25 protein-coding genes and 2 tRNA genes are annotated in these 26,032 nt (G+C 67.8%); 17 read left to right on the forward strand and 10 right to left on the reverse strand.

From position 1 onward, the window contains the following. Positions 1–202: 202 nt before the first annotated feature. Positions 203–290, reverse strand: a tRNA-Ser gene (locus KCI33_RS08725). 273 nt (positions 291–563) lie between these two features. On the opposite strand from KCI33_RS08725, the gene KCI33_RS08730 reads away from it, so the two are divergent. The 7 genes from KCI33_RS08730 to KCI33_RS08760 are packed head-to-tail and all read left to right on the forward strand — an operon-like array spanning position 564 to position 6,910. Beyond that, on the forward strand, positions 564–1,436 hold the full coding sequence (locus KCI33_RS08730) for an SPOR domain-containing protein (protein WP_212524401.1): 873 nt from the start codon (positions 564–566) through the stop codon (positions 1,434–1,436). A gap of 27 nt (positions 1,437–1,463) precedes the next feature. Then, positions 1,464–2,624, forward strand: coding sequence for a D-alanyl-D-alanine carboxypeptidase family protein (locus KCI33_RS08735; protein WP_212524402.1), 1,161 nt, complete (start codon positions 1,464–1,466; stop codon positions 2,622–2,624). Further along, a complete protein-coding gene (gene tmk, locus KCI33_RS08740) occupies positions 2,624–3,250 on the forward strand; it encodes a dTMP kinase (RefSeq protein WP_212524403.1) in 627 nt (208 codons plus the stop codon). Before KCI33_RS08735 ends, tmk begins: the two co-directional genes overlap by 1 nt. Further along, positions 3,247–4,377 carry a DNA polymerase III subunit delta' gene (locus KCI33_RS08745; protein ID WP_212524404.1) on the forward strand — a complete coding sequence of 377 codons (1,131 nt, stop codon included), beginning with the start codon at positions 3,247–3,249 and terminating at the stop codon, positions 4,375–4,377. Before tmk ends, KCI33_RS08745 begins: the two co-directional genes overlap by 4 nt. Continuing rightward, positions 4,374–5,180, forward strand: a complete 807-nt coding sequence (locus KCI33_RS08750; protein ID WP_212524405.1) for a TatD family hydrolase — start codon at positions 4,374–4,376, stop codon at positions 5,178–5,180. Before KCI33_RS08745 ends, KCI33_RS08750 begins: the two co-directional genes overlap by 4 nt. Further along, positions 5,180–5,977: an MBL fold metallo-hydrolase gene (locus KCI33_RS08755; protein WP_212524406.1), complete on the forward strand. Its 798-nt coding sequence runs from the start codon at positions 5,180–5,182 to the stop codon at positions 5,975–5,977. Before KCI33_RS08750 ends, KCI33_RS08755 begins: the two co-directional genes overlap by 1 nt. Beyond that, positions 5,978–6,910, forward strand: a complete 933-nt coding sequence (locus KCI33_RS08760; RefSeq protein WP_212524407.1) for an AEC family transporter — start codon at positions 5,978–5,980, stop codon at positions 6,908–6,910. Between the two features lie 60 nt (positions 6,911–6,970). Here KCI33_RS08760 and KCI33_RS08765 read toward each other — a convergent pair whose 3' ends face one another. The 7 genes from KCI33_RS08765 to KCI33_RS08795 form a co-directional block, all read right to left on the reverse strand. Continuing rightward, positions 6,971–8,476 carry a cadherin-like domain-containing protein gene (locus tag KCI33_RS08765; protein WP_212524408.1) on the reverse strand — a complete coding sequence of 502 codons (1,506 nt, stop codon included), beginning with the start codon at positions 8,474–8,476 and terminating at the stop codon, positions 6,971–6,973. A gap of 226 nt (positions 8,477–8,702) precedes the next feature. Continuing rightward, positions 8,703–9,554: an ABC transporter permease gene (locus KCI33_RS08770; protein ID WP_212524409.1), complete on the reverse strand. Its 852-nt coding sequence runs from the start codon at positions 9,552–9,554 to the stop codon at positions 8,703–8,705. 11 nt (positions 9,555–9,565) lie between these two features. Then, positions 9,566–10,837: an ABC transporter permease gene (locus KCI33_RS08775; protein WP_212524410.1), complete on the reverse strand. Its 1,272-nt coding sequence runs from the start codon at positions 10,835–10,837 to the stop codon at positions 9,566–9,568. Positions 10,838–10,916: 79 nt separating this feature from the next. Continuing rightward, positions 10,917–12,029: an extracellular solute-binding protein gene (locus KCI33_RS08780; protein ID WP_212524411.1), complete on the reverse strand. Its 1,113-nt coding sequence runs from the start codon at positions 12,027–12,029 to the stop codon at positions 10,917–10,919. An 84-nt stretch (positions 12,030–12,113) separates the two neighbouring features. After that, positions 12,114–13,211 carry an ABC transporter ATP-binding protein gene (locus KCI33_RS08785; RefSeq protein ID WP_212524412.1) on the reverse strand — a complete coding sequence of 366 codons (1,098 nt, stop codon included), beginning with the start codon at positions 13,209–13,211 and terminating at the stop codon, positions 12,114–12,116. A 277-nt stretch (positions 13,212–13,488) separates the two neighbouring features. Further along, positions 13,489–13,575: transfer RNA gene (locus tag KCI33_RS08790), tRNA-Leu, on the reverse strand. Between the two features lie 124 nt (positions 13,576–13,699). Next, a complete protein-coding gene (locus KCI33_RS08795) occupies positions 13,700–14,977 on the reverse strand; it encodes a peptidoglycan-binding domain-containing protein (protein ID WP_212524413.1) in 1,278 nt (425 codons plus the stop codon). Positions 14,978–15,066: 89 nt separating this feature from the next. On the opposite strand from KCI33_RS08795, the gene lipB reads away from it, so the two are divergent. The 5 genes from lipB to KCI33_RS08820 all read left to right on the forward strand — a co-directional run bounded on the left by lipB (position 15,067) and on the right by KCI33_RS08820 (position 19,128). Beyond that, positions 15,067–15,750 carry a lipoyl(octanoyl) transferase LipB gene (gene lipB, locus KCI33_RS08800; RefSeq protein ID WP_282960728.1) on the forward strand — a complete coding sequence of 228 codons (684 nt, stop codon included), beginning with the start codon at positions 15,067–15,069 and terminating at the stop codon, positions 15,748–15,750. A gap of 219 nt (positions 15,751–15,969) precedes the next feature. Then, positions 15,970–17,643 (forward strand): cytochrome c oxidase subunit I, encoded by a 1,674-nt coding sequence (ctaD, locus tag KCI33_RS08805; RefSeq protein ID WP_212524415.1) that lies wholly within the window; start codon positions 15,970–15,972, stop codon positions 17,641–17,643. Next, positions 17,643–18,176 carry a DUF2244 domain-containing protein gene (locus KCI33_RS08810; protein WP_212524416.1) on the forward strand — a complete coding sequence of 178 codons (534 nt, stop codon included), beginning with the start codon at positions 17,643–17,645 and terminating at the stop codon, positions 18,174–18,176. Before ctaD ends, KCI33_RS08810 begins: the two co-directional genes overlap by 1 nt. Before the next feature lie 68 nt (positions 18,177–18,244). Further along, positions 18,245–18,598, forward strand: a complete 354-nt coding sequence (locus KCI33_RS08815) for a hypothetical protein (RefSeq protein ID WP_212524417.1) — start codon at positions 18,245–18,247, stop codon at positions 18,596–18,598. A 134-nt stretch (positions 18,599–18,732) separates the two neighbouring features. Continuing rightward, positions 18,733–19,128: a hypothetical protein gene (locus tag KCI33_RS08820; RefSeq protein WP_212524418.1), complete on the forward strand. Its 396-nt coding sequence runs from the start codon at positions 18,733–18,735 to the stop codon at positions 19,126–19,128. A gap of 126 nt (positions 19,129–19,254) precedes the next feature. On the opposite strand, the gene KCI33_RS08825 is transcribed toward KCI33_RS08820, so the two are convergent. Continuing rightward, entirely contained in the window at positions 19,255–19,713 is a 459-nt protein-coding gene (locus tag KCI33_RS08825) for a GatB/YqeY domain-containing protein (protein ID WP_212524419.1), read from the reverse strand. Positions 19,714–19,873: 160 nt separating this feature from the next. On the opposite strand from KCI33_RS08825, the gene carA reads away from it, so the two are divergent. Both carA and KCI33_RS08835 read left to right on the forward strand, forming a co-directional pair. Then, entirely contained in the window at positions 19,874–21,034 is a 1,161-nt protein-coding gene (gene carA / locus KCI33_RS08830; RefSeq protein ID WP_212524420.1) for a glutamine-hydrolyzing carbamoyl-phosphate synthase small subunit, read from the forward strand. Between the two features lie 202 nt (positions 21,035–21,236). Next, positions 21,237–23,003, forward strand: a complete 1,767-nt coding sequence (locus tag KCI33_RS08835) for a glycosyltransferase (protein WP_212524421.1) — start codon at positions 21,237–21,239, stop codon at positions 23,001–23,003. A 9-nt stretch (positions 23,004–23,012) separates the two neighbouring features. Here KCI33_RS08835 and KCI33_RS08840 read toward each other — a convergent pair whose 3' ends face one another. Then, a complete protein-coding gene (locus KCI33_RS08840) occupies positions 23,013–23,663 on the reverse strand; it encodes a GntR family transcriptional regulator (protein WP_212524422.1) in 651 nt (216 codons plus the stop codon). A gap of 100 nt (positions 23,664–23,763) precedes the next feature. Here KCI33_RS08840 and KCI33_RS08845 point away from each other — a divergent pair, with 100 nt between their 5' ends. From KCI33_RS08845 to KCI33_RS08855, 3 genes are all read left to right on the forward strand, one after another. Next, the gene (locus KCI33_RS08845; protein WP_212524423.1) at positions 23,764–24,417 is read left to right on the forward strand and encodes a pyrimidine 5'-nucleotidase; all 654 of its coding nucleotides are present in this window, start codon (positions 23,764–23,766) and stop codon (positions 24,415–24,417) included. 107 nt (positions 24,418–24,524) lie between these two features. Beyond that, positions 24,525–24,770 (forward strand): hypothetical protein, encoded by a 246-nt coding sequence (locus tag KCI33_RS08850; RefSeq protein WP_212524424.1) that lies wholly within the window; start codon positions 24,525–24,527, stop codon positions 24,768–24,770. 60 nt (positions 24,771–24,830) lie between these two features. Further along, entirely contained in the window at positions 24,831–26,030 is a 1,200-nt protein-coding gene (locus KCI33_RS08855; protein WP_212524425.1) for a UbiH/UbiF family hydroxylase, read from the forward strand. Positions 26,031–26,032: the final 2 nt, after the last annotated feature.

A 26,032-nucleotide genomic window follows, 5' to 3' on the forward strand; every position in this document is an offset into this window, starting at 1 on the left:
CTGTCAGCCAGAAATGCCCGCTCATGATGCCCCCTCTGTTTGGGAGCTTGAATCACGCAGACCGGGCAGCCTCAAGCAGGTTTATGGGTCCTGACCCTAAACGCACTGACCGAATCCCACCACCCTGAACCGCCAGCGTGTAGCGAGCTTGTAGCAGGGCAACGGTAGGAGGTGCGAACTACCGTTAAGTGGCTGTTTTAATTGGCGGAAGGGGTGGGATTCGAACCCACGGATGCTTGCACATCGCCGGTTTTCAAGACCGGTGCAATCGACCACTCTGCCACCCTTCCACAATACTCCCGCACAAGTTTTCAAGACCGGTGCAATCGACCACTCTGCCACTCCTCCGGCTCGGGCGGGCTCTGGGGGAGGGAAATACGATTTTGCTGCGCGAACGGCCAGCCGAAAATCGCCTCCCTCCGCCGCGTGGCCTTTTCTTGCGGCGGAGGTGCCGGTATCATGCCGCCAAACCCGCCTCACAAGGGGCGAAACAGGCAACCGCGCCGCGCCGGAAGCCCCCCACGGGGGCGACCGGCGTCGTTGCGCGACAATAGGGGGCAAGAATGGCAGGATTTCCGATCACCCGCATGGCGCTGATGCTGGGGGCGGCGCTGGCGCTGGCCGGCTGCCAGGATGGCGCAGACCTGTTCCGCAAAAAGGAAACCGACGCCGCGGAGGGGGGCGCCGCCGTCTCGACCCGCCTGGTCGAGCGCGATGTCGAAGCGCCCGAGGTGTTCCAGGTCTCCGAGGCGGGGCTGTGGGACGGACGGCCCTCGCTGGGCGGGGTCTGGGTGGCCTATCCCGGCGTCACCGACCCCGAACGCGTGATCATCCGCAACGAGGCCAACGGCAAGTTCGTCATCGGCGCCCTGTTCCGCCGCGAGCGCGACAATCCGGGGCCGAGGCTGCAGGTCTCCTCCGACACCGCCGCGGCACTGGGACTGGTCGCGGGCCAGCCGACGCCGCTGAACGTCACCGCCCTGCGCCGCGAGGAGGTGCAGCAGGAGACGCCCGCCGAAACCGCCGCCTTCGAGGCGCCGGAGGCGGTCGAGGAAACGCCGCTCGATCCGCTCGCCTCGGCCGCGGCGGCGATCGACGCGGCAGAGGGCGAAGCCGGCCAGGACGGCGGAGAGACGACTGCCGCCGCAGCTCCCGCGCCCAAACCACAGCCCGTCCCCGCCCCTGCCCCGCAGCCCAGCAAGCTGGCCAAGCCCTTCATCCAGATCGGGATCTTCAGCGTTCAAGCCAACGCAGAGCGCACCGGCGACGCGCTGCGAAAGGCCGGGATCGTGCCCACCGTCCTGAAGCAGGAGAGCCGCGGCAAGACCTTCTGGCGGGTGACCGTGGGCCCCGCCGCCAGCGCCGGCGAACGCGCCACGCTGCTCAAGCAGATCAAGGGGCTGGGCTATGCGGACGCCTATTTCGTGACCAACTGACCCAAGCCCAGTGACAAGGACCGAGCCATGCGCCTTCTGACGATCCTGCTGACCGGACTGGCCGCAGCGCTGCTGCTTCCGGCCCCGGCCCGCGCCTTCGAGACCCGCGCCACCGCGGCCTATGTGATGGACCAGACCACCGGCACGGTGCTGCTGAGCAAGAACGCCGATGTGCCCCTGCCGCCGGCCTCGATGTCCAAGCTGATGACGCTGAACATGCTGTTCGAGGCGCTGCGCGACGGGCGGGTGACACTGGACACGCAGTTCTCGGTCTCGACCCGGGCCAAGAACATGGGCGGCTCCACCATGTTCCTGAACGAGCGCGACCGGCCCCGGGTCGAGGATCTGATCAAGGGCATCATCGTGCAATCGGGCAATGACGCCTGCGTGGTCGTGGCAGAGGGCCTGGCCGGCACCGAGGAGGCCTTCGCCCGGCTGATGACCGAGCGCGCCCAGGCCCTGGGCATGACGCAATCGACCTTTGCCAATGCCAGCGGCTGGCCAGACCCGAACCAGCGCATGTCGATGAAGGATCTGGCGACGCTGGCGAACCGGCTGATCTCCGAGTTTCCCGAATATTACGGCTATTTCTCGCTGGCGGAATACGAGTTCGACGGGCGCGCGCCGCAGAACCGCTTCAACCGCAACCCGCTGCTGAAGCTGGGCGTCGGGGCCGACGGGCTGAAGACCGGCCATACCGAGGAGGCCGGCTTTGGCCTCGTCGGCTCGGCGCGCCAGGGCGACCGACGCGTGGTCTTCGTGATCTCCGGGCTGAGCTCCGCCGAGGAGCGCTCCGAAGAGGGCGAGCGCGTGGTCAACTGGGCCTTCCGCCAGTTCGTGAAAAAGACCGTGGTCAAGAAGGGCACGCGGCTTGCCACGGCGCCGGTCTGGCTGGGCGCGGCGCGCCAAGTGGGCGTGGTCGCAGGTGAGGATATCGAGCTGCTTGTCCCCGCCGTCCTGCAGGAGGCGATCAAGGCCGAGGTCGTCTACACCACCCCGCTGGAGGCGCCGCTGAAGGCCGGCCAGCGGATCGCCACGCTGATGGTCGAGATGCCGGGAATGGACCCCGTGGAACTGCCCCTCGTGGCCGAGCAGGCCGTGGCCAGGGGCGGCTTCCTGCCCCGGCTTCGCACCGCGGCCGAGGTCCTGCTGCGCCAGATCGCCGGCGAGGCGCAGGCCCTGAATTGATGGCGGAACGCGGCCTGTTCATCACCTTCGAGGGCATCGACGGCTCGGGCAAGTCCACTCAGGCCCGGCTGCTGGCCGAGCGCCTGCACGACGAGGGCCGCGACGTGGCGCTGACGCGCGAGCCGGGCGGCTCGCCCGGCGCCGAGGAGATCCGCCGCCTGGTGCTGGAGGGCGACCCCGACCGCTGGTCCGCCGAGACCGAGATCCTGCTCTTCACCGCCGCCCGCCGCGACCACCTGGAAAAGACCATCCGCCCCGCGCTGGCGGCCGGAAAGGTCGTGGTCTGCGACCGTTTCGCCGATTCCACCCGCGTCTACCAGGGCATCACCCGGGGCGATCTGCGCGGGCTGGTGGACGACCTGCACGCCATGATGATCGGGCGCGAGCCCGACCTGACCTTCGTCATCGACATGGACCCGGCCCTGGGCCTCGCGCGCGCCAGGGGGCGCAACGGCACCGAGGAACGGTTCGAGGATTTCGGCGAGGCCATGCAGGCGCGGATGCGCGCGGCCTTCCTGGCGCTGGCGCGCGAGTTCCCCGCGCGCTGCGTGGTGGTGGACGGAACGCGCGACATCGACGCGGTGGCCGCGGACGTGGCCCGCATCGCACATGAGCGCCTGAGATGAGCGACGATCTGCTCGAACCCGACCGCGTCGAGGGCGCCCCGCACCCGCGCGAGACCAGCGCGCTGCTGGGTCAGTCCGCCGCCGAGGCCGCGTTTCTGGAGGCCTTCGCCACCGGGCGCATGCACCACGGCTGGTTGATCACGGGTCCGCGCGGCGTGGGCAAGGCGACGCTCGCGTGGCGGATCGCGCGCTTCCTGCTGACCCAGCCCAGCGATCAGGGCGGCGGCCTGTTCGGCGAGGCGCCCCCTGCCCCGGCCAGCCTCGATGTCGCGCCCGATCACCCTGTCGCCCGCCGCATGGCGGCGCTGTCGGAGTCACGGCTGTTCCTGCTGCGCCGCGCGGTGGACGAGAAGAAGGGGCGGCTGAAAACCGTCATCACCGTGGACGAGGCACGCAAGCTGAAGAATTTCTTCGCCCTCTCGGCCACCGAGGGCGGGCGGCGCGTGGTCATCGTCGATGCCGCCGACGAGATGAACCCCAACGCCGCCAACGCCCTGCTGAAACTGCTGGAGGAGCCGCCCGAAGGCGCGGTGATCCTGCTGGTGGCGCACCAGCCCTCGCGCCTGCTGCCCACCATCCGCTCGCGCTGCCGCGAGCTGCGGCTCTCAACGCTGGGTGCGGCGGACATGGCCGCGGCGCTGGCAGGAGCCGGGATGGCGACGGACCAGAGCGAGGCGCTGACGGCGTTGTCCGGCGGCTCGGTCGGCGAGGCGATCAGGCTCGCCAATCTCGACGGGCTGGCGCTTTATGCCGAGATCGTGGGGCTCTTCGCGCCGCTCGACCGGCCGCGGATGCTCAGACTGGCCGAAGGCGCCGCGGGCAAGGGCGCCGAGCCGCGCTTCGATCTGATGCTGCGGCTGTTCGAGCTGTTCCTGGCCCGGCTGGCGCGGACCGGTGTGGCCGGCCCCCCCGCCCCCGAGGCGGCGCGGGGCGAGGCCGCGCTGATGACCCGGCTCTGCCCCGACACGCATGCCGCGCGCGCCTGGGCCGAGGCCGCGCAGGAGCTCGGCGCCCGCGCCCGCCAGGGCAAGGCGGTGAACCTTGACCCCGCCGCGCTCATTCTAGATACCGTGCTCAGGATCGACGACTTGGCGGCGCGCCTCGCCGCCCCGCAGGCATATTCATGACGCAGACCCCCGAGATTACCGACAGCCATTGCCATCTGGATTTCCCCGATTTCGAAGGCGAGTTGCCCGAGATCATCGCCCGCGCCACCGAGGCCGGCGTCACCCGCATGGTGACCATCTGCACCAAGCTGCGGAACCTGCCCCGGGTGCAGGCCATCGCGGAAAGCTACGCGCCCGTCTTCTTCGCCGCCGGCATCCACCCGATGAGCGCGGCCGAAGAGCCGAGGGTGACGGTCGATGAACTGGTCGCGCTGGCCAGCCATCCGAAATTCGTCGGCATCGGCGAGACCGGGCTCGACTACCACTACACCGCCGACAGCGCCGAGATGCAGCAGCAGAGCTTGCGCGTCCATATCGCCGCCGCGCGCGAGACCGGCCTGCCGCTGATCATTCATTCCCGCGCCGCCGACGAGGACATGGCCCGCATCCTGGCCGAGGAACACCGCGCCGGCGCCTACCCTTGCGTGATGCACTGCTTCTCCTCCGGGGCCGAACTGGCCCGCGCCGCGCTCGACCTCGGTTTCTACCTGTCGATGTCGGGCATCGCCGCCTTCCCGAAATCGGCCGAGCTGCGCGAGATCTTCGCCGCCGCCCCGCTGGACCGCATCCTGCTGGAGACCGACGCGCCCTATCTCGCGCCCCCGCCCTATCGCGGCAAGCGCAACGAGCCCGCCTATACCGCCCACACCGCGCGCGTGGGGGCCGAGGTCTTCGGCCTCGACTATGCCGATTTCGCGGCCCGGACCCAGGCCAATTTCGACCGCCTCTTCAGCAAGGCGGCCGCGTGGAAAGAGGCCACCTGATGGCCGCGCTGCGTTTCACCATCCTGGGCTGCGGATCGTCCGGCGGGGTGCCGCGTCTGGGCGGGCACTGGGGCGCCTGCGACCCCGACGAGCCGAAGAACCGCCGCACCCGCTGCTCGATGCTGATCGAGCGCGAGACCGGCGCCGGCACCACCCGCGTCCTGATCGACACCTCGCCCGACATGCACGCGCAACTACTGCGCGCCGGCGTGGGAGAGCTGGACGCCGTGGTCTACACCCATGCCCATGCCGATCATGTGCACGGGATCGACGACCTGCGCCAGATCGTCTTCAACCTGCGCCGCCGCCTGCCCGTCTGGGCCGACGGCGACACGCAGGAGGCGCTGTTCTCGCGCTTCGGCTATGCCTTCGTGCAGCCCGAGGGTTCGGCCTATCCGCCGATCCTGGACATGCACACCATCCGCGGCGACGTGGTGATCGAGGGCGCGGGAGGCGCCGTGACGCTGACGCCGTTCAAGGTCAACCACGGCACGATCGACGCGCTGGGATTCCGGGTGGGCGAACTTGCCTACCTGCCCGACGTGGCCGAGATGTACAACGAAAGCTGGGCCAAGCTGGAGGGGCTGGACTGCCTGATCCTCGACGCGCTGCGGCGCAAGCCGCATCCCACGCATCTGCATCTCGACAAGGCGCTGGAGTGGATCGACCACCTGGCCCCAACCCGCGCGGTGCTGACCAACATGCATATCGATCTCGACTATGCGACGCTCGACGCCGAGACGCCTGCGCATGTCACCCCTGCCTATGATGGGATGACCATCAGCTACGAGATCTAGATGCAGGCGCTGCTGGACGTCATCCTGCCCGTCTTCCTGGTGTTGGCGTTCGGCTATGTCGCGGTCTGGCGGGGGCTGTTCTCGGATGCGGCGGTGGACGGGCTGGTGCGCTTCACGCAGCAATTCGCCGTTCCCATCCTGCTGTTCCGCGGGATCTCGACGCTGGATCTGGGCCAGAATTTCGACCCCCGGCTGCTGCTCAGCTTCTATTCCGGCGCGCTGTCGTGCTTCTTCATCGCCATGACCGGGGCGCGTCTGCTGTTCGGGCGCAGTTGGGAGGACAGCGTGGCCATCGGCTTCGTCGGGCTGTTTTCCAACTCGCTTCTGCTCGGCCTGCCGATCACCGAACGCGCCTACGGCCCCGATGCGCTGGCGCCGAACTACGCCATCATCGCCATCCATTCGCCGTTCTGCTACGGCGTGGGCATCACCGCGATGGAGATCATCCGAAACCGCGGGCGCGGCCTGACCGGCACCTCGGGGGCGATCCTCAAGGCGATGTTCTCGAACGCGCTGGTGCTGGCGATCATCGCCGGCTTCGTCGTCAACCTCACCGGGTTGCCCCTGCCCGGCGCGCTGAGCGACGCGGTCGAACTGATGGCCCGCACGGCGTTGCCGGCGGCGCTGTTCGGTCTGGGCGGCGTGCTGTTCCGCTACCGGCCCGAGGGGGACCTCAGGACCATCGCCTTCGCGGTCACGGTGTCGCTGGTGATCCACCCGGCGATCGTCTGGGTCACGGGCAGCCTGCTCGGCCTGTCCACGGGGCAGTTCCGCTCGGCGGTGCTGACCGCGGCGATGGCGCCGGGGGCCAACGCCTATATCTTCGCCAACATGTATGGCGCGGCCAAGCGGGTGGCGGCCTCCAGCGTGCTGATCGCGACCACGTTGTCGGTGTTGACGGTCTGGGTCTGGCTGGCGCTTCTGGGGCACTGAGCGCCCGCAACAAGAAGGGGCCGCGCGGCGGCGGCCCCTGTCCGGTCATGTTGTGCGCCCTCAGAGATAGAAGCTGAGATCGTCGACGACGAAATGTGCGCCCGATCCGCCGAGCCCGGCATTGGCGCCGCCGGAGCTTTCGAAGGTCACGCTGTCCACCGAATCGAAAATGGCATCGTCGAACGCGACAAGACTCGGCCCCGAGGTATTCAGGATGACATCCTGACGGCCGATCTCGACCCCGTCGTCATAGGCGGTCACGGTCAGCGTCAGCCCGTCGTTCCAGGCGGCGGTGAAAGCGCCGCTTTCCAGATCGAAATCGGTGCCGGAGATGGTGACAGGCCGGGCCGCCCCGTTGTAGGCGATCCGCGTCCCCGAGGTGACGCCATTGGCGTAGCCCGAGGCCCCGCCCCAATCGTCGGCCTCTGCCGAGAACCACCGGGACGACCAGTCGAGGCCGAGATAGTCGCGCGGGAAGCGGTCGTTCACCCCCTCGAAATCCGCCACCACGGCGCCGTCGGCCGGCGCGTCGTCCGCGCCTTCGACGGTGACGCCGACCGTGGCCGTGTCATGGCCGCCGTTGCCGTCGCTGACCGTGTAGCTGAAGCTGTCGAGCGCCGTCTCGCCGGCAACGAGATCCTCGAACGCGCCGGCCGGGTCGTATGTCACCGTGCCGTCGCCGTTGTCGGTCACCGTGCCCCGCATCCCCGAGAAGTCGAAGCTGTCGATGCCAATCAGGTCGCTTGCATCGGGATCGCTGTCATTGCCCAGCAGGTCGATGACGATCCCGGGGCCATCCTCGCCGACCACGCCGCTGTCGTCATGGGCGTCGGGGGCGTCGTTGACACCGTGGATCTCGACCGCGGCGGTCCGGGTCGTGGTTCCGCCCTGCCCGTCCGAAACCACCAGTTCGAGCGTCTCGGTCGCCACTTCGCCCAGGGCAAGGTGCTGGTAGGCGGCGCCCGGATCGAAGATCGCCGTGTATCGCGCCCCGGCCCCGGTCGCGGGCGTCAGCGCGGCGCTGCCGGGCGCAAGGGTCACCGTGCCGCCGCCCGTCACGCTGGCGCTCTCGACGGCCAGCGTGCCGCCGTCGAAATCGAACGCATCGAAGGCGAAGCTGACGGCAGTGTCCTCGTCGGTGTCCTGGTCGCTCAGAACGACCAGCGGCGCGTTGTTTCCGGTCAGATCGAGCGTGTAATCCGCAAAGCGGAGCGCCTCGAAATGCTTCAGCATGTCGGCGCCCTCGTCGCCGTCGCCGGCGTTCCGGTCGGCGACGAAGAGCCGGCCGCCCCGCCCCCCGGACCATTCGAAATCGAGGATCGAGCCGGCGTAGACCGCCGTGTCCTGGCCGTCATTGCCGAACATCACGTCATCGCCGCCGCCGCCCGCGACCGTGTCGTCGCCGTCGCCGGCATTGATGCGGTCGGCGACCTCCGTGCCGGTCAGGGTGTCGTCACCGTCACCGCCATTGATCCGCGCGGTCCGTCCACCCTGCGACCGGCTTGTTCCCCTGTTTTCATCCTCCCCGTGAAAGGGCCATTCCCCGTTGCCGTTCCATTCACACACACTATGTCTTGCGGCCATTACCGTTCCTCTAACTCACTCCACATGCCCCGCTGCGGGGCGCCCTCACCCAGCGAAAACCTCTTTCACCAACACCAGGATCGTGACCAAAAGACGGCGCCTTCCCGCCTTTGGAATGGCAAAGGCGCGGCCCCCGGACACCGGGGGTCGCGCCTTCGGAAAACTCAGCGTCTGGAGCGGCTTACCTCCGTTTCCGGAACCCGCCGCCTTAGCCCGGCGACAGGCCGCGCAGCCTCTCCGAGCGGCGGCGCAGGACCTCGACCATGGTCAGCAGAGCGATGGAGATCACCACCAGCAGCGTCGCCACCGCCAGGATGGTCGGGCTGATCTGCTCGCGCAGGCCGGTGAACATCTGCCAGGGCAGCGTCTTTTGCCCGGCCGAGCCGACGAACAGCACCACCACCACCTCGTCGAACGAGGTGATGAAGGCGAACAGCCCGCCCGAGATCACACCCGGCAGGATCAGCGGCATCTGCACCTTGAAGAAGGTCCGCACCGGGTCCGCGCCCAGGGACGCCGAGGCCCGCGTCAGCGACTGGTCGAAGCCCACCAGCGTCGCGGTCACCGTGATGATGACGAAGGGGATGCCGAGCGCGGCATGGGCCAGAACGACGCCGACATAGGTGCCCTGCAGCCCGATCCGGCTGTAGAAGAAATACATCCCCGCCGCCGAGATGATCAGCGGCACGATCATCGGCGAGATCAGGATAGCCATGATCGCCCGGCGGAAGGGCACATGCGGCTGGCTCAGCCCGATCGCGGCCAGCGTGCCGAGGCTCACCGACAGGACGGTGGCCACCGGCGCGATCTGGACCGAGTTGCGCAGCGCCTGCTGCCAGTTCGGGTTGGTGAAGAAATCCTCGTAATGCTTCAGCGAATAGGCATCGGCCTCGAAGGCCAGCATGCCCGGCGTGAAGGTGAAGAAATTCTCGGCGTTGAAGCTGAGCGGGATGATCACCAGGATCGGCGCGATCAGAAAGAAGAAGATCAGCGCGCAGATCACCTTGAAGCTGTAGTGCCAGACGCGCTGGCCGAGGGTGGCATAAGGGGGCAGGTTCATCGGTCTTCTCCTTATCCCAGGCTCACGTTGTCGATGCCCACGATCTTGTCGTAGATCCAGTAGAGCAGCAGCACCACGGCCAGCAGGATCGTGCCCAGCGCGGCCCCCAGCCCCCAGTTGCCCGAGCGCGAGATGTGATAGGCGATCCGGTTGGAGATGAAGGTGCCGTCTGTGCCGCCCACCAGTTCGGGCGTGATGTAATAGCCGATGGCCAGGATGAACACGAGGATGCAGCCCGCGCCGATCCCCGGTACCGATTGCGGGAAATAGACCCGCCAGAAGGCCGTCCAGTTGGTCGCCCCCAGCGATTTCGCCGCCCGCACATAGGAGGGCGGGATGGTCTTCATCACCGAATAGAGCGGCAGGATCATGAAGGGCAGCAGGATATGCGTCATGGCAACGATCGTGCCGAACTGGTTGTTGATCATCACCAGGCGCTGCGCGTCATCGACCAGCCCGGCCCAGACCAGGATGTCGTTGATCACGCCCTGCTGCTGCAACAGCACCTTCCACGAGGAGGTCCGCACCAGCAGCGAGGTCCAGAACGGCAGCAGCACCAGGATCATCAGCAGGTTCGAGCTGCGCAGCGGCAGGTTGGCTAGCAGGAACGCGACCGGGTAGCCCAGCAACACGCAGCTGCCCATGATCGTCAGGCTCATGATGATGGTGCGGTTGAACAGCAGCCGGTATATGGCGAGGTCCTCGTCCACCTTCTGCACCCCGTCCGGGCCCAGCTCCAGATCGAGAGAGTTCAGAAAATAGCCCGCGGTATAGGGCGAGGAATAGGTCTTGATCGTCTGCCAGAGCTCGACGTCGCCCCAATCCTCGTCGATCTCGATGAATTTTTCCCTGAAGGGGGCGTCGGCCGCGATGTCCCAGCCCTTGACCTTGCGGCCCGACTTGCGGAACAGCGACGAGACGCCGGTCTTCTGGTAGTTCAGCCGCACGCCGACCTTGGTGTGGGTCTTTTCCTCGACCGCGACCTGCAGGTCCGCGGCCAGCGCCGCGAAGACCGCCTCGCCCGGCGCCTCGCCGGTTTTCGGATCCCAGTCCTTCAGTGCGACAACCGTCCTCGGCAGGGTCTCGGAGACGATCTGGTTCTCGACCGAGCGGAACAGCATGTCCGCGATCGGCGCGATGAAGGTCACCATGATGAAAATCAGAAGCGGCGCGATCAGGGCCAGCGCCCTGAGCTTCTGCGCCCTCAGCGCCCGTTGCAGGCTGCGCTTCAGCGGTCTTCCGTCGGCGGCAAGGACGGGGCCGGTGCCGGTTGCGTCGCTCATGATTTTCCCCGTTGTTTCTTCCTGGGCGGGGAAGGGCCGGCGCGGCCCCTCCCCCGGTCACATGGCGTTTCGGGACGCCTTACTTGGCCAGCCAGGCCTGGAACTTGGCGTCCAGGTCGTCGCGGTAATCCGCCCACCACTCGTAGTTGTAGAGGAAGGTGTTGGTGGCGTTGGCCGGATCGGTCGGCATGTGCGGGGCCATGTCGATGCCGAGCGTGGCGTGCTTGTCCACCAGCGGCGCCGAAGAGGCGCGGGCCGGGCCGTAGGAGATGTACTTGGCCTGGTCGGCCAGACGCTGGGTGTCGGTGGCGAAGCGCAGGAAATCCTTCACGCGCGCCAGCCGGTCCGCCGGCAGGCCGGCGGGCACGATCCAGCCGTCGAGGTCGAACACCTGCGCGTCCCACAGCATCGCCACCGGCTGCTTCTGCTCCTCGATCACCGAGAACAGGCGGCCGTTGTAGGTGGTGCCCATGACGACCTCGCCATCAGCCAGAAGCTGCGGCGTGTCGGCGCCCGCCGACCACCAGATCACGTCGTCCTTGATGGTGTCGAGCTTGGCGAAGGCGCGGGCCTGGCCCTCGTCGGTCTCCAGGACGTCATAGACGTCTTCCTTGGCCACGCCGTCGCACAGCAGCGCCCATTCCATGTTGTTGATCGGGCGCTTTTCCAGGCTGCGCTTGCCGGGATAGGTCTCGGTGTCGAACATCGCGCAGATCGAGGTCGGCGGCGTGTCGCCCACCATGTCGGTGCGGTAACCGGCGGTGGTCGAATAGACGATCTGCGGGATGAAGCAGTCGCTGACGATCAGGTCGCCGAAATCCTCCGACGCCGGGGTGCCGTCGGGCGCGGGGGCGAGCCATTCGTCATGGTCGATCTCCAGCGCCAGGCCCTCGTCGCACAGGCGGATCGCGTCGGAAGCGACAACGTCGACCAGATCCCAGGTGATGTTGCCGGCCTCGTTCATGGCGCGCAGCTTGGCCACCGCCTCGTTCGAGCTTTCGTCCCACACCACCTCGAGGCCGGGGTTCTGGGCCTTGTAGGGTTCGGAGTAGGCATTGGTCTGGCTGGACTGGTAGGCCCCGCCCCAGCTGACCAGCGTCATGCTGTCAGCCATGTTTCCGTGGCTCTCCGCAAAGGCCGCGGCAGCGCCGAGCATAGCGCCGGTGCTCAGAAGAACGGTCTTCAGTTTCATGCGATATCTCTCCTTGTTTATCGCCCGTTTGTCGGTATCCCCCGCATCCCCGGGCAGGATGCGGGGCTCGACGCGCCGGCGCCCTCAGGCGTCCAGCGCGCGGCAATCCTCCGGCAGCCACCCGATCTCGATCTGCTCGCCGGGCCTGAGCCGGCGCTGGTCGGGGGCGTTGCGGGTCTTGATCACGAAATCCTCGCGCCCGGCCACGCGCAGCCGGGTGCGGAAGATGTCGCCCATGTAGATGAACTCCAGCACCTCGGCCTTCAGGGTATGGGCGTCGGGCTGCAACCGGTCCTTGTTGTATTCCACGCGCTCGGGCCGGATGGAGACCAGCGTGCGCTCGCCGGCCTCGGACACGTTCACCGGCTTGGCGTCGATCAGCTCGCCGCCGTCGAGCTTGACCAGCGCCACGCCGTCCTTGATCTCCTGAACCGTGCCTTCCAGCGTGTTGTTCTCGCCGATGAACTGCGCGACGAAGCTGTTCTCGGGCTCCTCGTACAGGACATCCGGCGGTGCGAGCTGCTGGATGCGGCCGTCGTCGAACACCGCCACGCGGTCCGACATGGTCAGCGCCTCGGTCTGGTCGTGGGTGACATAGACGGTGGTGATGCCAAGGTCATGCGCCAGCTTGGTGATCTCGAACTGCATGTGCTCGCGCAGTTGCTTGTCCAGCGCGCCCAGCGGCTCATCCATCAGCACCAGTTCGGGCTCGAAGACCAGCGCGCGGGCCAGCGCGATACGTTGCTGCTGGCCGCCCGACAGCTGCGCCGGCCGGCGGCCGCCGAACTCGCCCATCTGCACCATTTCCAGCGCGCGCTTGACCTTCGCCTCGCGCTCTGACTTGCCGATCTTGCGCACCTCCAGCGGGAAGGCGAGGTTCTCCGCCACGGTCATGTGCGGGAACAGCGCGTAATTCTGGAACACCATCCCGATGCCGCGCTTGTGCGGCGGGATGTTGTTGATCGGCTGGCCGCCGAGCAGGATGTCGCCGTGGGTGGCGGTCTCGAATCCCGCCAGCATCATCAGGCAGGTCGTCTTGCCCGACCCCGAGGGGCCCAGCATGGTCAGGAATTCGCCCTTGCCGATCGAGAGGTTGAGATCCTTCACGACAAGCGTTTCGCCGTCGTAACTTTTCTGCACGCGGTCGAAGACCACGAATCCGTTGCCGGTTTCGCCACTCAAGTGTCTTTCCCCTGTTATCGCGCGCGGCCGTGCCACGCCTTTCGAGCCGGATTCTGTGTCCGCTGTCCAAACGGTAACATTCTGAAACCTGATGGCAACGAGGAATCTGGAAAGAACTGGTTTCGGGCCCGAAATCAGGTTTTTTGCCCATGAAAACGCCAGTTTTCCGCCGATTTTCCTGCGCCGGTGGTCCGCCCGTGCGGGGTAACCCCACGACACGACGAAACCCGCGCAGCGCGGCGCGGCGTCCTCGTCAGAACCGAAAGAAGGGAGAGAATGGTGCGGTCGAGAAGACTCGAACTTCCACGGGAGTTACCCCACAGCGACCTCAACGCTGCGCGTCTACCAATTCCGCCACGACCGCACGTGATCAGGTAGTGCGCGGTTACATAGCGGCTGGATCGGGCGATGTGAAGGGGAATTTTTCGCCTTTTTCAGTGCCGCGAAAGGGGGCGGTCCGCCGCCCCCCTCCGACGCTCAGGCGCGGGTCATTTCTGCACCGGGAAGCTGGGCAGCGCGGCCGGCTGCGGCGCGGCGGGCGCCGGGGCCGGGGCGGCGACGCCCGAGCGTCCGCCGACCTGATAGGCGGCCTTGATGATCAGGCCGTTGCGCTCGGGCTGGCCGGGGGCGAAGACCGGCACCGCGCCGTTGCCGATGGCCTGCGCCGCGGCCTCGTACCAGGGCATCGCCAGGTCGGTCCGCCTCGAGGCGCCGAAGCCCTGGCTCAGGTGGTGGCCCATCAGTTCGGCGTAGGGCTGCTCGCCCAGCGCCGTCAGCAGCAGCCCCGAGCCCAGCGCCAGATCCATGTTGTCGGTGCGGTAGCCGACGCCGAGGCATACCCGGGCGGTGCCCGCCAGCTGCGCCGGGGCCATGCCCGATTGCAGCACGAAATCGCCCACGCCCTGCATCACCTCGTTCATCGGCTTGAGCGACAGCGCCGCCACATGCTCGCGCAGCGCCGGGACGAATCCCTGACACTGTTCGGTGATCTGCTGCGGCGTGTAGCCCCTGACCTGCGCGATGATCTCCTCGCTTGAGGCGATGGCATAGGTGCGGGCCAGGCAGAACTGCTCGCTCAGGGCGAAGTCGGCATCGGTCATGCTGGCCTCGGTGGTGAAGCCTCCGTTGCTGCTGGTCACCAGGCTGACCTGGTTGCAATGCGAGGCGAGCGAGGCCGATTCGCCCGCCCCGATGAAGCTGGGCATCGCGCCGGACGGCGCCGCCGGCGTGGCGGCGGTGGTCGCGGGGGGCGCGGCCTGCGGCTGGGTGACGACCGGCGTCGTCGGGGTCATGCCCGCGGCCTCCTGCTGATAGGTCTTTAGCAGGCCGCGCGGGCCCATCGGGTTGGCCGCGATCATTTGCGTCGTGGCCGCGCCCCCAGCGATCGCCCGGTGGTAGGAGCCAACCAGGAAGTCGCGCTCATACTGGGTCAGCTGGCCGGTGGCCGGGTAGCCCATGAAGGCCTGGTATTGCGAGATCGCATTGCGCGAGTTGCGCCCGAGCACGCCGTCGGCCACGCCGGCCGGAAATCCGAAATAGTTCAGCGAGGTCTGGATCTCGCTGTTCTCGGCGCGGGTCGCCGCCGAGCCGGGGGTGACATAGACGGTGCGTTTCTTTTTCTTCTCGGCATTGCTGATCGCCCCCACGATCGCGCCGCCAATGATCGCCCCGGCGATGGCGTCGCCGGTATCGGCCGACAGGCGGGCCGCCGGCGCCAGCACGAGGCCGGTGGCAAGAATGGCGCTGGTCAACTGCTTGGTGAACATGACATTGCTCCCTGAAATGCATAAAGCTGGGGCGGCGGCGCGACTCCGCGCCGTCAGTATGGACATAGTGTCCACAACCGCCCGCGAAGCTGTCAAGCAAGGAAAGGACCGCACAGGCGATGGTCGAATGGCTGATTTCCCCCGGTTTGACCCCCTATGAGGAGGCCCTCGACCGGATGGAGGCGCGCGCCGCCGCCATCGCCGAGGGCCGCGCCGACGAGCTGGTCTGGCTGGTAGAGCACCCGCCGCTCTATACCGCGGGCACCTCGGCCAACCCCGCGGACCTGACCGATCCCGGCCGCTTTCCGGTCCACGAGACGCGGCGCGGCGGGCAATACACCTATCACGGGCCGGGGCAGCGCGTGGTCTATGTCATGCTCGACGTGGGCGCGCGCGGGCGCGACGTGCGCCGTTTCGTGTCGCAGCTCGAAGCCTGGGTGATCGCCACCCTGGCCGAGTTCAACGTGAAGGGCGAGCGCCGCGAGGGCCGCGTCGGTGTCTGGGTGGTGCGCGACGACAAGCCGCTGACCGCCACCGGCGCCAGCCCCGAGGACAAGATCGCCGCGATCGGGGTGCGGCTGCGCAAATGGGTCAGCTTTCACGGGCTGGCGATCAATGTCGAACCCGACCTGTCGCATTTTTCGGGAATCGTCCCCTGCGGCATCCGCGAACACGGCGTGACCAGCCTGGTCGATCTCGGCCTGCCGGTGACGATGGACGATGTCGATGTCGCGCTGCGGCGGACCTTCGACGACATCTTCGGCCCGGCCTGAACCCCGGCACCACAGGCCGTCCGGCCCGAACATCCTGATATAGGAGTGCCGCCGCCGATATGCGCGGGTGCCTTCTGCCGCGCGGCGATTTTTCGCACCCGCAGGCGCAGTGGAGGATTGCCGACCCGCGCCGGGCATTCTAGAACGGCTCCAGGGAAAACGCGCGGAGGGAGCCATGCTCCTCTCCGCCCTCATACAGTGCGAAACGGGAGGCGAGGCATGGCGGACGCTGCCATTCACGGCCACGGTGAGCATGACACTCGCGGGTTCTTCACCCGCTGGTTCATGTCCACCAATCATAAAGACATCGGTATTCTGTACCTCATCACGGCGGCCATCGTCGGCTTCATCGCGGTAAGCTTCACGGTTTACATGCGCTTGGAGCTGATGGAGCCCGGCGTGCAATACATGTGCCTCGAGGGCGCGCGCTTCACCCCCGCGGCCGTCGAAGACTGCACCCCGAACGGCCACCTGTGGAACGTTCTGATCACCGGCCACGGCATCCTGATGATGTTCTTCGTGGTCATCCCCGCGCTGTTCGGCGGCTTCGGCAACTTCTTCATGCCGCTGCAGATCGGCGCGCCGGACATGGCGTTCCCGCGGCTGAACAACCTCAGCTTCTGGCTCTATGTGACCGGCACCGCGCTGGCGGTGGCCTCGGTGCTCAGCCCCGGCGGCAACGGCCAGCTCGGCTCGGGCGTGGGCTGGGTGCTCTACCCGCCGCTCTCGACCGCCGAGGGCGGCTACTCGATGGACCTGGCGATCTTCGCCGTGCACGTCTCGGGCGCGAGCTCGATCCTGGGCGCGATCAACATGATCACCACCTTCCTGAACATGCGCGCGCCGGGCATGACCCTGCACAAGGTCCCGCTGTTCTCCTGGTCGATCTTCGTGACCTCCTGGCTGATCCTTCTGGCGCTGCCGGTGCTGGCCGGTGCCATCACGATGCTGCTGACCGACCGCAACTTCGGCACCACCTTCTTCCAGCCGCAGGGCGGCGGTGACCCGATCCTGTACCAGCACATCCTGTGGTTCTTCGGCCACCCCGAGGTGTATATCGTGATCCTGCCCGGCTTCGGCCTGGCCAGCCATGTGATCTCGACCTTCTCGCGCAAACCGATCTTCGGCTACCTGCCGATGGTCTACGCCATGGTCGCGATCGGGGTCCTGGGCTTCGTCGTCTGGGCGCACCACATGTACACCGTGGGCATGTCGCTGACCCAGCAGTCCTACTTCATGATGGCGACGATGGTGATCGCGGTGCCGACCGGCATCAAGATCTTCAGCTGGATCGCCACCATGTGGGGCGGCTCGGTCGAGTTCAAGACGCCGATGCTGTTCGCGATGGGCTTCGTCTTCCTGTTCACCATCGGCGGCGTGACCGGCGTGGTGCTCAGCCAGGCGGGCGTGGACCGGGCCTATCACGACACCTATTATGTGGTCGCCCACTTCCACTACACCATGTCGATGGGCGCGGCCTTCTGCATCTTCGCCGGGATCTACTACTACATCGGCAAGATGTCGGGCCGTCAGTATCCCGAACTGCTGGGCAAGGTGCATTTCTGGCTGTTCTTCATCGGCGTGAATCTGACCTTCTTCCCGCAGCACTTCCTGGGTCGCCAGGGCATGCCGCGCCGCTACATCGACTATCCGGAGGCCTTCGCCCACTGGAACGAGATTTCGAGCTACGGCGCGCTGCTGTCCTTCGCCTCGTTCCTGCTGTTCATCGGCATCATGTTCTACACCCTGTTCGCAGGCAAGCGCGTGACCGAGAACAACTACTGGAACGAATACGCCGACACCCTGGAGTGGACGGTCTCCTCGCCGCCGCCGGAGCACACCTTCGAGACGCTCCCCAAGCGTGAGGACTGGGACAAGGGCCACGCCCACTGATGCCCCACGAATGGGACATGAACGACAAGGGGGCCCCGGAGAATTCCGGGGCCTTCTCCTTTGCGGCGGGCGACCCGCCGATCGCGGTGCTGCACCTGTGGCCCTACCGCTCGCTGCCGCGCCGCGGCTTCGTCTGGTTCATCGGCCTCACCTTCGCCCTGCTCACCGTTCCGCTGATCGCGGTGGTGGGATCGCCGGTGCTGTGGGGGCTGCTGCCCTTCGCCCTCGGCGCGCTGGCGCTGCTGTGGTGGCTGCTGGAACGCAGCTACAGGGACGGCGAGTTGATTGAGGAGCTGACGCTGTGGTCCGACCGGATCGAGCTGACGCGACACCAGCCGCGCCGCGCGCCCCTGCACTGGCAGGCCAACCCCTACTGGGTCAGCGTCCACCTCCACCCCACCGGCGGCCCGGTCGAGAATTACGTCACCCTCAAGGGCGGCGGCCGCGAGGTCGAGATCGGCGCCTTCCTCAGCCCCGAGGAACGCGCCCGGCTGCACGACGAACTGCTGGAGCGGCTGCGCCGCCTGCCGTGAGCGCGTTCCCGCGCGACGGGAAATCTGCTAGGATGACAGGCAGCCCATGCAGATTGCGGAACTTCGCCATGCCCTCCGACGCCGCGCCTTTCACCATCTCCTTCACCTGGGGCGATCTGGAGCCCTGCACCACCGGCCACCCAAATATCGTGGACAACCCGCGCTTCGCGCTGTCCGGGGTGCCGGAGGGCACTGCCTTCATCCGCTTCACGCTGAAGGACCACGACGCGCCGCATTACGACCACGGTGGCGGGGTCGTGGCCTATTCCGGCCAGGATGTGATCGAGCCGGGGGCGTTCAGATACAAGAGCCCCTGCCCGCCCCGCGGCGTGCATCACTACGAATGGACGGCCACGGCACAGCGCCAGGCAGATGGCGGCGTGCTGGCCACGGCGAGGGCGGCCCGGCAGTACCCGGAGTGAGGGCGAGGGCGAAAACGCCCGATCGGCGGCTCAACGCTTTCGGAACCGATGGCGCGGCATCTGTTGCCCGAACTTTACGCCGGCGGCATCGGCATAGTAGCCTCGCGGCGATTTCACCAAAGACAAACGTGACCATGATACGCAGACTGAGCATCGTCATTGCCTCAACCTTGACCTTGACGTCGCCGGCCTCGGCGTTCGAATTGGCTTTCGAATGGGGGCCGCTGAAACTCTGCACATCGGGCCGTCCAAACACCGTGAACAACCCGCGCTTCGTGCTGAAAGACGTGCCGGAGGGCACGCAATTCATTCGGTTCCGCCTGAAAGACCGCAATGTCCCAAGCTACAATCACGGCGGCGGGGTGGTGGCCTACAGCGGGCAAGAGGTCATTGAGCCGGGTGCATTCAAATACAAGAGCCCCTGCCCGCCAGGTGGTTCGCACACCTACGAATGGACGGCTACGGCGCAGAAACAGGAACGTGGAGGCAAGCTGGGCACCGCCAGGGCCGAGCGGAAATACCCTGAGTGAAGGTCAGGGCGCCGCGTTCAATGACGGCGTCTATTCCGTGCCGACGAAGGGGGGTGGCGGATGCGCCGTCCCGGGCTCCCCGTTCGGCGCTGAAACCGCTCCGCCGGACGGTTTTCAGGACGCCGCTCACCCCAGCCGGTCTTTGACCTTGGGGCCGACCGCGCCGAAATCCATCCGGCCGGTGTATTTCGCCTTCAGAGCGCCCATCACCTTACCCATGTCGCGGATCGAATCCGCGCCGACCTCGGCGATGGCGCCGGCGATGGCGGCCTCGACCTCGTCCTCGTCCAGCTGCCTGGGCAGGAATTCCTCGATCACCGCGATCTCGGCGCGCTCCTTCTCGGCCAGCTCCAGCCGGCCGCCCTCTTCATAGGCCCGCGCGCTTTCCTGGCGCTGCTTGACCATGCGGCCGAGGATCTGGAGCACATCGTCGCAGGTGACCCCGTCTTCGCCGCCCTCGCCGCGCAGGGCGATGTCCTTGTCCTTGATCGCGGCGTTGATCAACCGCAGCGTCGACAGTCGGTCGGCGTCCTTGTTCTTCATCGCCGCTTTCAGCGCTTCAGCGATGCGCGTACGCATATCCATACGATTGTCCATGTTCCGTGAGTCGGAGCCCCGCAATCTAATCTCTTGCGCGCCCCGGGGCAAGCCGTGGCCCTAGAACGCCCCGCCGCCGCCCCCTGCCCCCTTGACCCCACCGCCCGCCGCGCCTAGGTTCCGCGCGATTTACCGTTCGGAGCCCGCCATGCCTGTTGCACAGACCCCGCCCCGCCCGACCGCCTGCCTGACCCTCGCTGATGGGACCGTCTTTTACGGCCACGGCTTCGGCGCCACCGGCGAGACGGTGGCCGAGCTGTGCTTCAACACCGCGATGACCGGCTACCAGGAGATCATGACCGACCCCTCCTACGCGGGCCAGGTGGTGACCTTCACCTTCCCCCATGTCGGCAATGTCGGCGTCAATGACGAGGATGACGAGGCCGCCGAGCCCGTGGCCTCGGGCATGGTGGTGAAATGGGACCCGACCGAGCCCAGCAACTGGCGCGCGGCCGAGGATCTGCGCGGCTGGCTGGCCCGGCGCGGGCGCATCGGCATCGGCGGCATCGACACCCGCCGCCTGACCCGCGCCATCCGCCAGCAGGGCGCGCCCCATGTGGCGCTGGCCCATGACCCCGAGGGCAGGTTCGACGTCGCCGCGCTGGTCGCCAAGGCGCGCGCCTTCTCCGGCCTGGAGGGGCTCGACCTGGCCAAGGACGTGACCTGTTCGCAGAGCTACCGCTGGGACGAGAAACGCTGGGCCTGGCCCGAGGGCTACACCAAGCGCGACGTGCCCGGCCGCCGGGTCGTGGCCATCGATTTCGGCGCCAAGCGCAACATCCTGCGCTGCCTCGCCAGCGCCGGATGCGACGTGACCGTGCTGCCCGCCACCGCCACCGCCGAGGAGGTTCTGGCGCATGATCCCGAGGGCGTGTTCCTGTCGAACGGCCCCGGCGACCCGGCCGCGACCGGCCAATACGCCGTGCCGATGATCCGCGAGGTGCTGGACAAGACAGATCTGCCGGTCTTCGGCATCTGCCTCGGCCACCAGATGCTGGCGCTCGCACTCGGCGCCAGGACGATCAAGATGAACCACGGCCACCACGGCGCGAACCATCCCGTGAAGGACCTGGAGACCGGCAAGGTCGAGATCACCTCAATGAACCACGGCTTCACCGTGGACAGCCAGACCCTGCCCGACGGCGTGAAGGAGACCCATGTGTCGCTCTTCGACGGCTCGAACTGCGGCATCCGCATGGCCGACCGCCCGGTTTTCTCGGTGCAGTATCACCCCGAGGCCAGCCCCGGCCCGCAGGACAGCTACTACCTGTTCGAGCGCTTCGTGGCCGCGATGAACGCCCGGGGCTGAGGCTTTTTCACAAAAATGCCGCAAGTGTTAACGCTTCGTTAACCCGCGCAACCGACGCTTGCACCGTGATTTTCTACGGTGCAAGCGTGTCATGGCCCTGGCCCCCCTTCCCCTCCCGTCCCTCCCGCAGGATCTCTCGTTCCGGCGCGCGCCGCCGGCGCGGCGTCGCTCGCTCGGCAGAACCCTGTGCCAGCGCGGCGCGGTGACCCCCGCGCAATGGATCGACGCGGCCCGGGCCGCGGCCAACTGCGACCTGCGCCCCGAGGAACTGCTGCTGCGGCGCGGTCTGCTGTCGTCCGAGACGCTGACCGAAGCGCTGGCAGATCTGCACGGCGCGGAGCGCGTCGATCTGGATCTGACCGCCCCCGACCCCCGCCTGATCGACGAGATCGGCGTGCAGCGCTGCCTGGCGCTGCAGGCGGTGCCGCTGCGCCGGCTCGGCGGGGATACGGTCGTCGCCACCGCCCGCCCCGACCGCTTCGCCGAGATCCGCCGCGCCCTGCCCCGCGAATTCGGCCGGGCCGTGATGGCGATCTGCGATGCCGACCAGCTGCGCGCGGCACTGCTGCACGCCCGCGCCGCCCCCCTGGCCGCGGCCGCCGAGACCCGCGTCGCCGAGGCGCTGAGCTGCCGCTTCTGGTATGGCGCCGCGCCGCGCTATGCCGTGGGGGGCGCGCTGCTGGGCCTGCTGGCGCTGCTGCTGGCCGCGCCGGCGACCACCTTCGCCCTGCTGACCGGCTGGGCCATGCTGGCGCTGCTCGCGCTGTTCGCTCTGAAGGCGGCGGCGGTCCTGGCCGCCACCCGCCGCGTGCCGCCGCGCCCTGTGACCCTGCCCGGGCCACGCCCGGTGGTCTCGGTGATGGTGCCGCTGTTCCGCGAGGAGGACATCGCGCCGCGCCTCGTCGCCCGGCTGGAGAAGCTGACCTACCCCAAGGAGCTGCTCGACATCTGCCTGGTCACCGAACAGGCAGACCAGGTCACCCGCGACGCGCTGGCCGCGGCGCGGCTGCCGGGATGGATGCGGATCGTCACCGTCCCCGACGGCAGCCTCAAGACCAAGCCGCGGGCGCTGAACTTCGCGCTGGATTTCTGCCGCGGCTCGATCATCGGCATCTACGACGCCGAGGACGCCCCCGACCCCGACCAGATCGACCGCGTTGTGCGCCGGTTCGAGGGCAGCGGCCCGGAGGTTGCCTGCCTGCAGGGGGTGCTCGATTTCTACAACAGCGACCAGAACTGGCTGGCCCGCTGCTTCACCATCGAATACGCGAGCTGGTTCCGGGTGATGCTGCCGGGGCTGGAGCGGCTGGGACTCGTCGTGCCGCTGGGCGGCACCACGCTGTTCCTGCGCCGCGCGGTGATCGAGGCCCTGGGCGGCTGGGACGCCCACAACGTGACCGAGGACGCCGATCTGGGCGTGCGACTGGCCCGGTTCGGCTACCGAACCGAGCTGATGACCTGCGTCACCGCCGAGGAGGCGAATTGCCGGATCTGGCCCTGGATCAAGCAGCGCTCGCGCTGGATAAAGGGCTATGCGATGACCTGGTCGGCGCATATGCGCCACCCCGCGCGGCTGTGGCGCGACCTCGGCCCGCGCCGCTTTTTCGGGCTGCAGGTGGTGTTCCTGGCCAGCCTGTCGCAATTCCTGCTGCTGCCGGTGCTGTGGTCGTTCTGGCTGGTCCCGCTGGGCCTGCCGCACCCGCTGTCGGGGCTCGCGCCCTCCTGGCTGCTGTGGGCGCTGGGCGGGGCGTTCATCCTGTGCGAGGCGCTCAACATCGCGGTGCACGCCACCGGGCTGTGGCTGGCCGGGCGGCGGCGGATGGCCTGGTGGCTGCCGCTGATGCACCCTTATGCGCCGCTGGCCGCCCTCGCCGCCTACAAGGCGGTGTTCGAGATGATCTTCCGCCCCTTCTACTGGGACAAGACCCGGCACGGAATCACCCCGCCCGGCCGCCCGCCCAGGGTCTGAGACGGTCGCCTAGAGGTCGGAGTATTTGTCGGCATCCAGCCGCAGACGTTCCTCGAATGCCTTGGAAATATGCGATTTCAGCGCCTCGTAGGCGGCTTTGCCGTCATGCGCGGCGATCGCCTCGACGATCGCGCGGTGTTCCTGCAGCGCGGTCTTGCCGCGGCCCTCGATCGCCAGCGAGGTGGTCGCCATCAGCGCCATCGAGCGGTGCACCAGGTCGAGCTGCTGCACCAGGAAGGAATTGTGCGAGGCCAGGTGCACCTGCTTGTGGAACCGCCGGTTGGCGCGGGCCAGCGCACGGGGATTGTCCAGCAGGGCGGCATCCTCCTCGACCATCGCGCGCAGGACGCGGACCTCCTCGTCGGTGGCGTGCTTGGCCGCCAGCCGCGCCGCCAGCCCCTCCAGCTCGCAGCGCACGACGTAAAGCTCGGCCAGCTGGTTGTGGTTCAGCGAGGCCACGATCAGGCTGCGCCCGTCGCGCTCCAGCAGGGACTGGGTTTCCAGCCGCTGCAGCGCCTCGCGGATCGGCGTGCGCGACATGCCGAAACGGTCCGCCAACTCGCTTTCCACCAGCCGGTCGCCGGGCTTGTAGACCCCAACGTCGATCGCGTCGAGGATCAGGGCATAGGCGTCCTTGTGGCTGGCTTTGGCGTCTTGCATGGGGCTCTCCGCGTGGCAACAGCCCAAGCTATCCCCTCGCGGCAAGCCGAATCAAGCCCAAGTCCTTGATCCGATTGCCGCAGCCCCCTAGGTGTCGGGGATGGTAGCACGTTCCTTCGATCACGTCCGGCACTGGGTCTTCGACCTGGATAACACGCTTTACCCGCCCGAGGCGCGGCTGTTCGACCAGATCGAGACCCGCATGACGGCTTATGTCATGGACACGCTCGGCGTCGCGCGGGCCGAGGCCAACCGTCTGCGCCGCGTCTACTGGGCTGAATACGGCACCACGCTGGCCGGTCTGATGGAACTGCACGGCATCGACCCCGCCCCCTACCTGACCCATGTGCACGAGATCGACCTGTCGCATCTCGCCCCCGACCCGGAGCTGCGCGCGCGAATCGCCGATCTGCCGGGGCGGCGCATCGTCTACACGAACGGATCGGCCCCCTATGCCGAGCGGGTGCTGGCCGCGCGCGGCCTGGCGGGCGTGTTCGACGCGGTTTATGGCGTGGAGCACGCGGGCTTCCGTCCCAAGCCCGAACGCGCCGCCTTCGAGCGCATCTTCGCCCGCGACGGCACCGAGCCGGACAAGGCCGCGATGTTCGAGGACGACCCGCGCAACCTCGCCGCACCGCACGCCATGGGGATGCGCACCGTCCATGTCGCCCCCGAGGCCCACGCCGCCGATCACATCCAGCACCACACCGACGATCTGGGCGCCTTCCTCGCCCGCGTCACGGACCGGAACTGAAGGCAACCCCGCCGCCCTGGTCCACATTGCCGCACTGCGTCAGTTTGGGCCCTTTCCCCCTTTGGCCGAGACCACCATATAGGCCGCCACGAAAAGGGAGAAATTCCATGTATTCTGAAACTTACGCCCCGCGGCCGCTGTGGCTGCGCCTGTTCCTCGCTGTCCCGGTTCTGGGCTGGGTCGCCAAGGACCTGCTCTTTGGTGACAAGAGCAACATCTACTACCTCGTCGCCACGCTGGTCAGCCTGTGGGGGATCTCGATCCTCAGATTCGGCATCCCCGGCCTCTACATCCCCGCGCTGTGCATGGTGCCGGTGATGTTCCTCTACCTGATCCTGATCACCCGCGGGTGACGAGATGCCCCTTGGACCGGGGATGCGCTTCGGCCTATCTCTGGTCCAGGAGGGACTCGCATGGATCGCATCACCACCGACATCCTGATTTCCGGCGGCGGGGTCGCCGGCCTGACCGCGGCGGCCGCCTTTGGCTCCGCGGGGTTTTCCGTGATCTGCGTGGACCCGGCCCCGCCGGTGACCGACGGCGCGGATGCCGGCGCCGACCTGCGCACCACGGCCTTCCTGCAGCCCTCGCTGCAGGTGCTTGAGGCCGCCGGGCTGTGGCAGCGGCTGCTGCCCTATGCCTCTGAGTTGCAGGTGATGCGGATCGTGGACGCCGGCGGCGAGACGCCCGAGCCGCGCATCGTCAAGGATTTCAACGCCGCCGACATCTCCGACCAGCCCTTCGGCTGGAACCTGCCCAACTGGCTCTTGCGGCGCGAGATGGTGGCGCGGCTGGCAGAAATCCCCAATGTCGAATTCCGCCCCGGCGTCGCCACTCAGCGGGTGATCACCCGAACCGGCGAGGCGCTGGTGGGGCTCTCGGACGGCAGCCGCATCTCGGCCCGGCTTCTGATCGCCGCCGACGGCCGCAACTCGCCCGTGCGCGAGGCGCTGGGGATCGGCGTCACCACCATGCGCTACGGACAGAAGGCGCTGGCCTTCGCCGTCACCCACCCCGCGCCGCACAACAACGTCTCGACCGAGGTGCACCGCTCCGGCGGGCCGTTCACCCTGGTCCCGCTGCCCGATATCGACGGAAAACACTGCTCGGCCATCGTGTGGATGGAGAAGGGCCCCGAGGTGCTGCGCCTCGCCGCCCTGCCCGAAGAGGAATTCGAGGCCGAGATGAACGCCCGCTCCGCCGGGCTCTACGGCCCCCTGAAACTGGCCACCCGCCGCAGCGTCTGGCCGATCATCAGCCAGATCGCCGACCGCTTCTTCGGCGAGCGCACGGCGCTGATCGCCGAGGCCGCCCATGTGGTGCCGCCGATCGGCGCGCAGGGGCTGAACATGAGCCTCGCCGATACCCGCGTCCTGCTGGAACTGGCCAATGCCGCCCCCGCCGACCTCGGCAGCGCCAGCATGCTGGAGACCTACAACCGCCGCCGCTGGGCGGAGGTCAAGGCGCGGGTGACCGGTATCGACCTGCTCAACCGCGCCTCGATGCTGGGCGCGCCGGGGCTGCGCGACCTGCGCGCCGGCGCGCTGAACGCGCTCTATTCCGTGGCGCCGGTGCGCAAGACCCTGATGCGCGCCGGGCTCGGCGTGCGCTGAGC

Origin of the sequence: Actibacterium sp. MT2.3-13A (assembly GCF_018139985.1) — a bacterium.
Taxonomy (GTDB): Bacteria; Pseudomonadota; Alphaproteobacteria; order Rhodobacterales; family Rhodobacteraceae; genus JAGSOU01.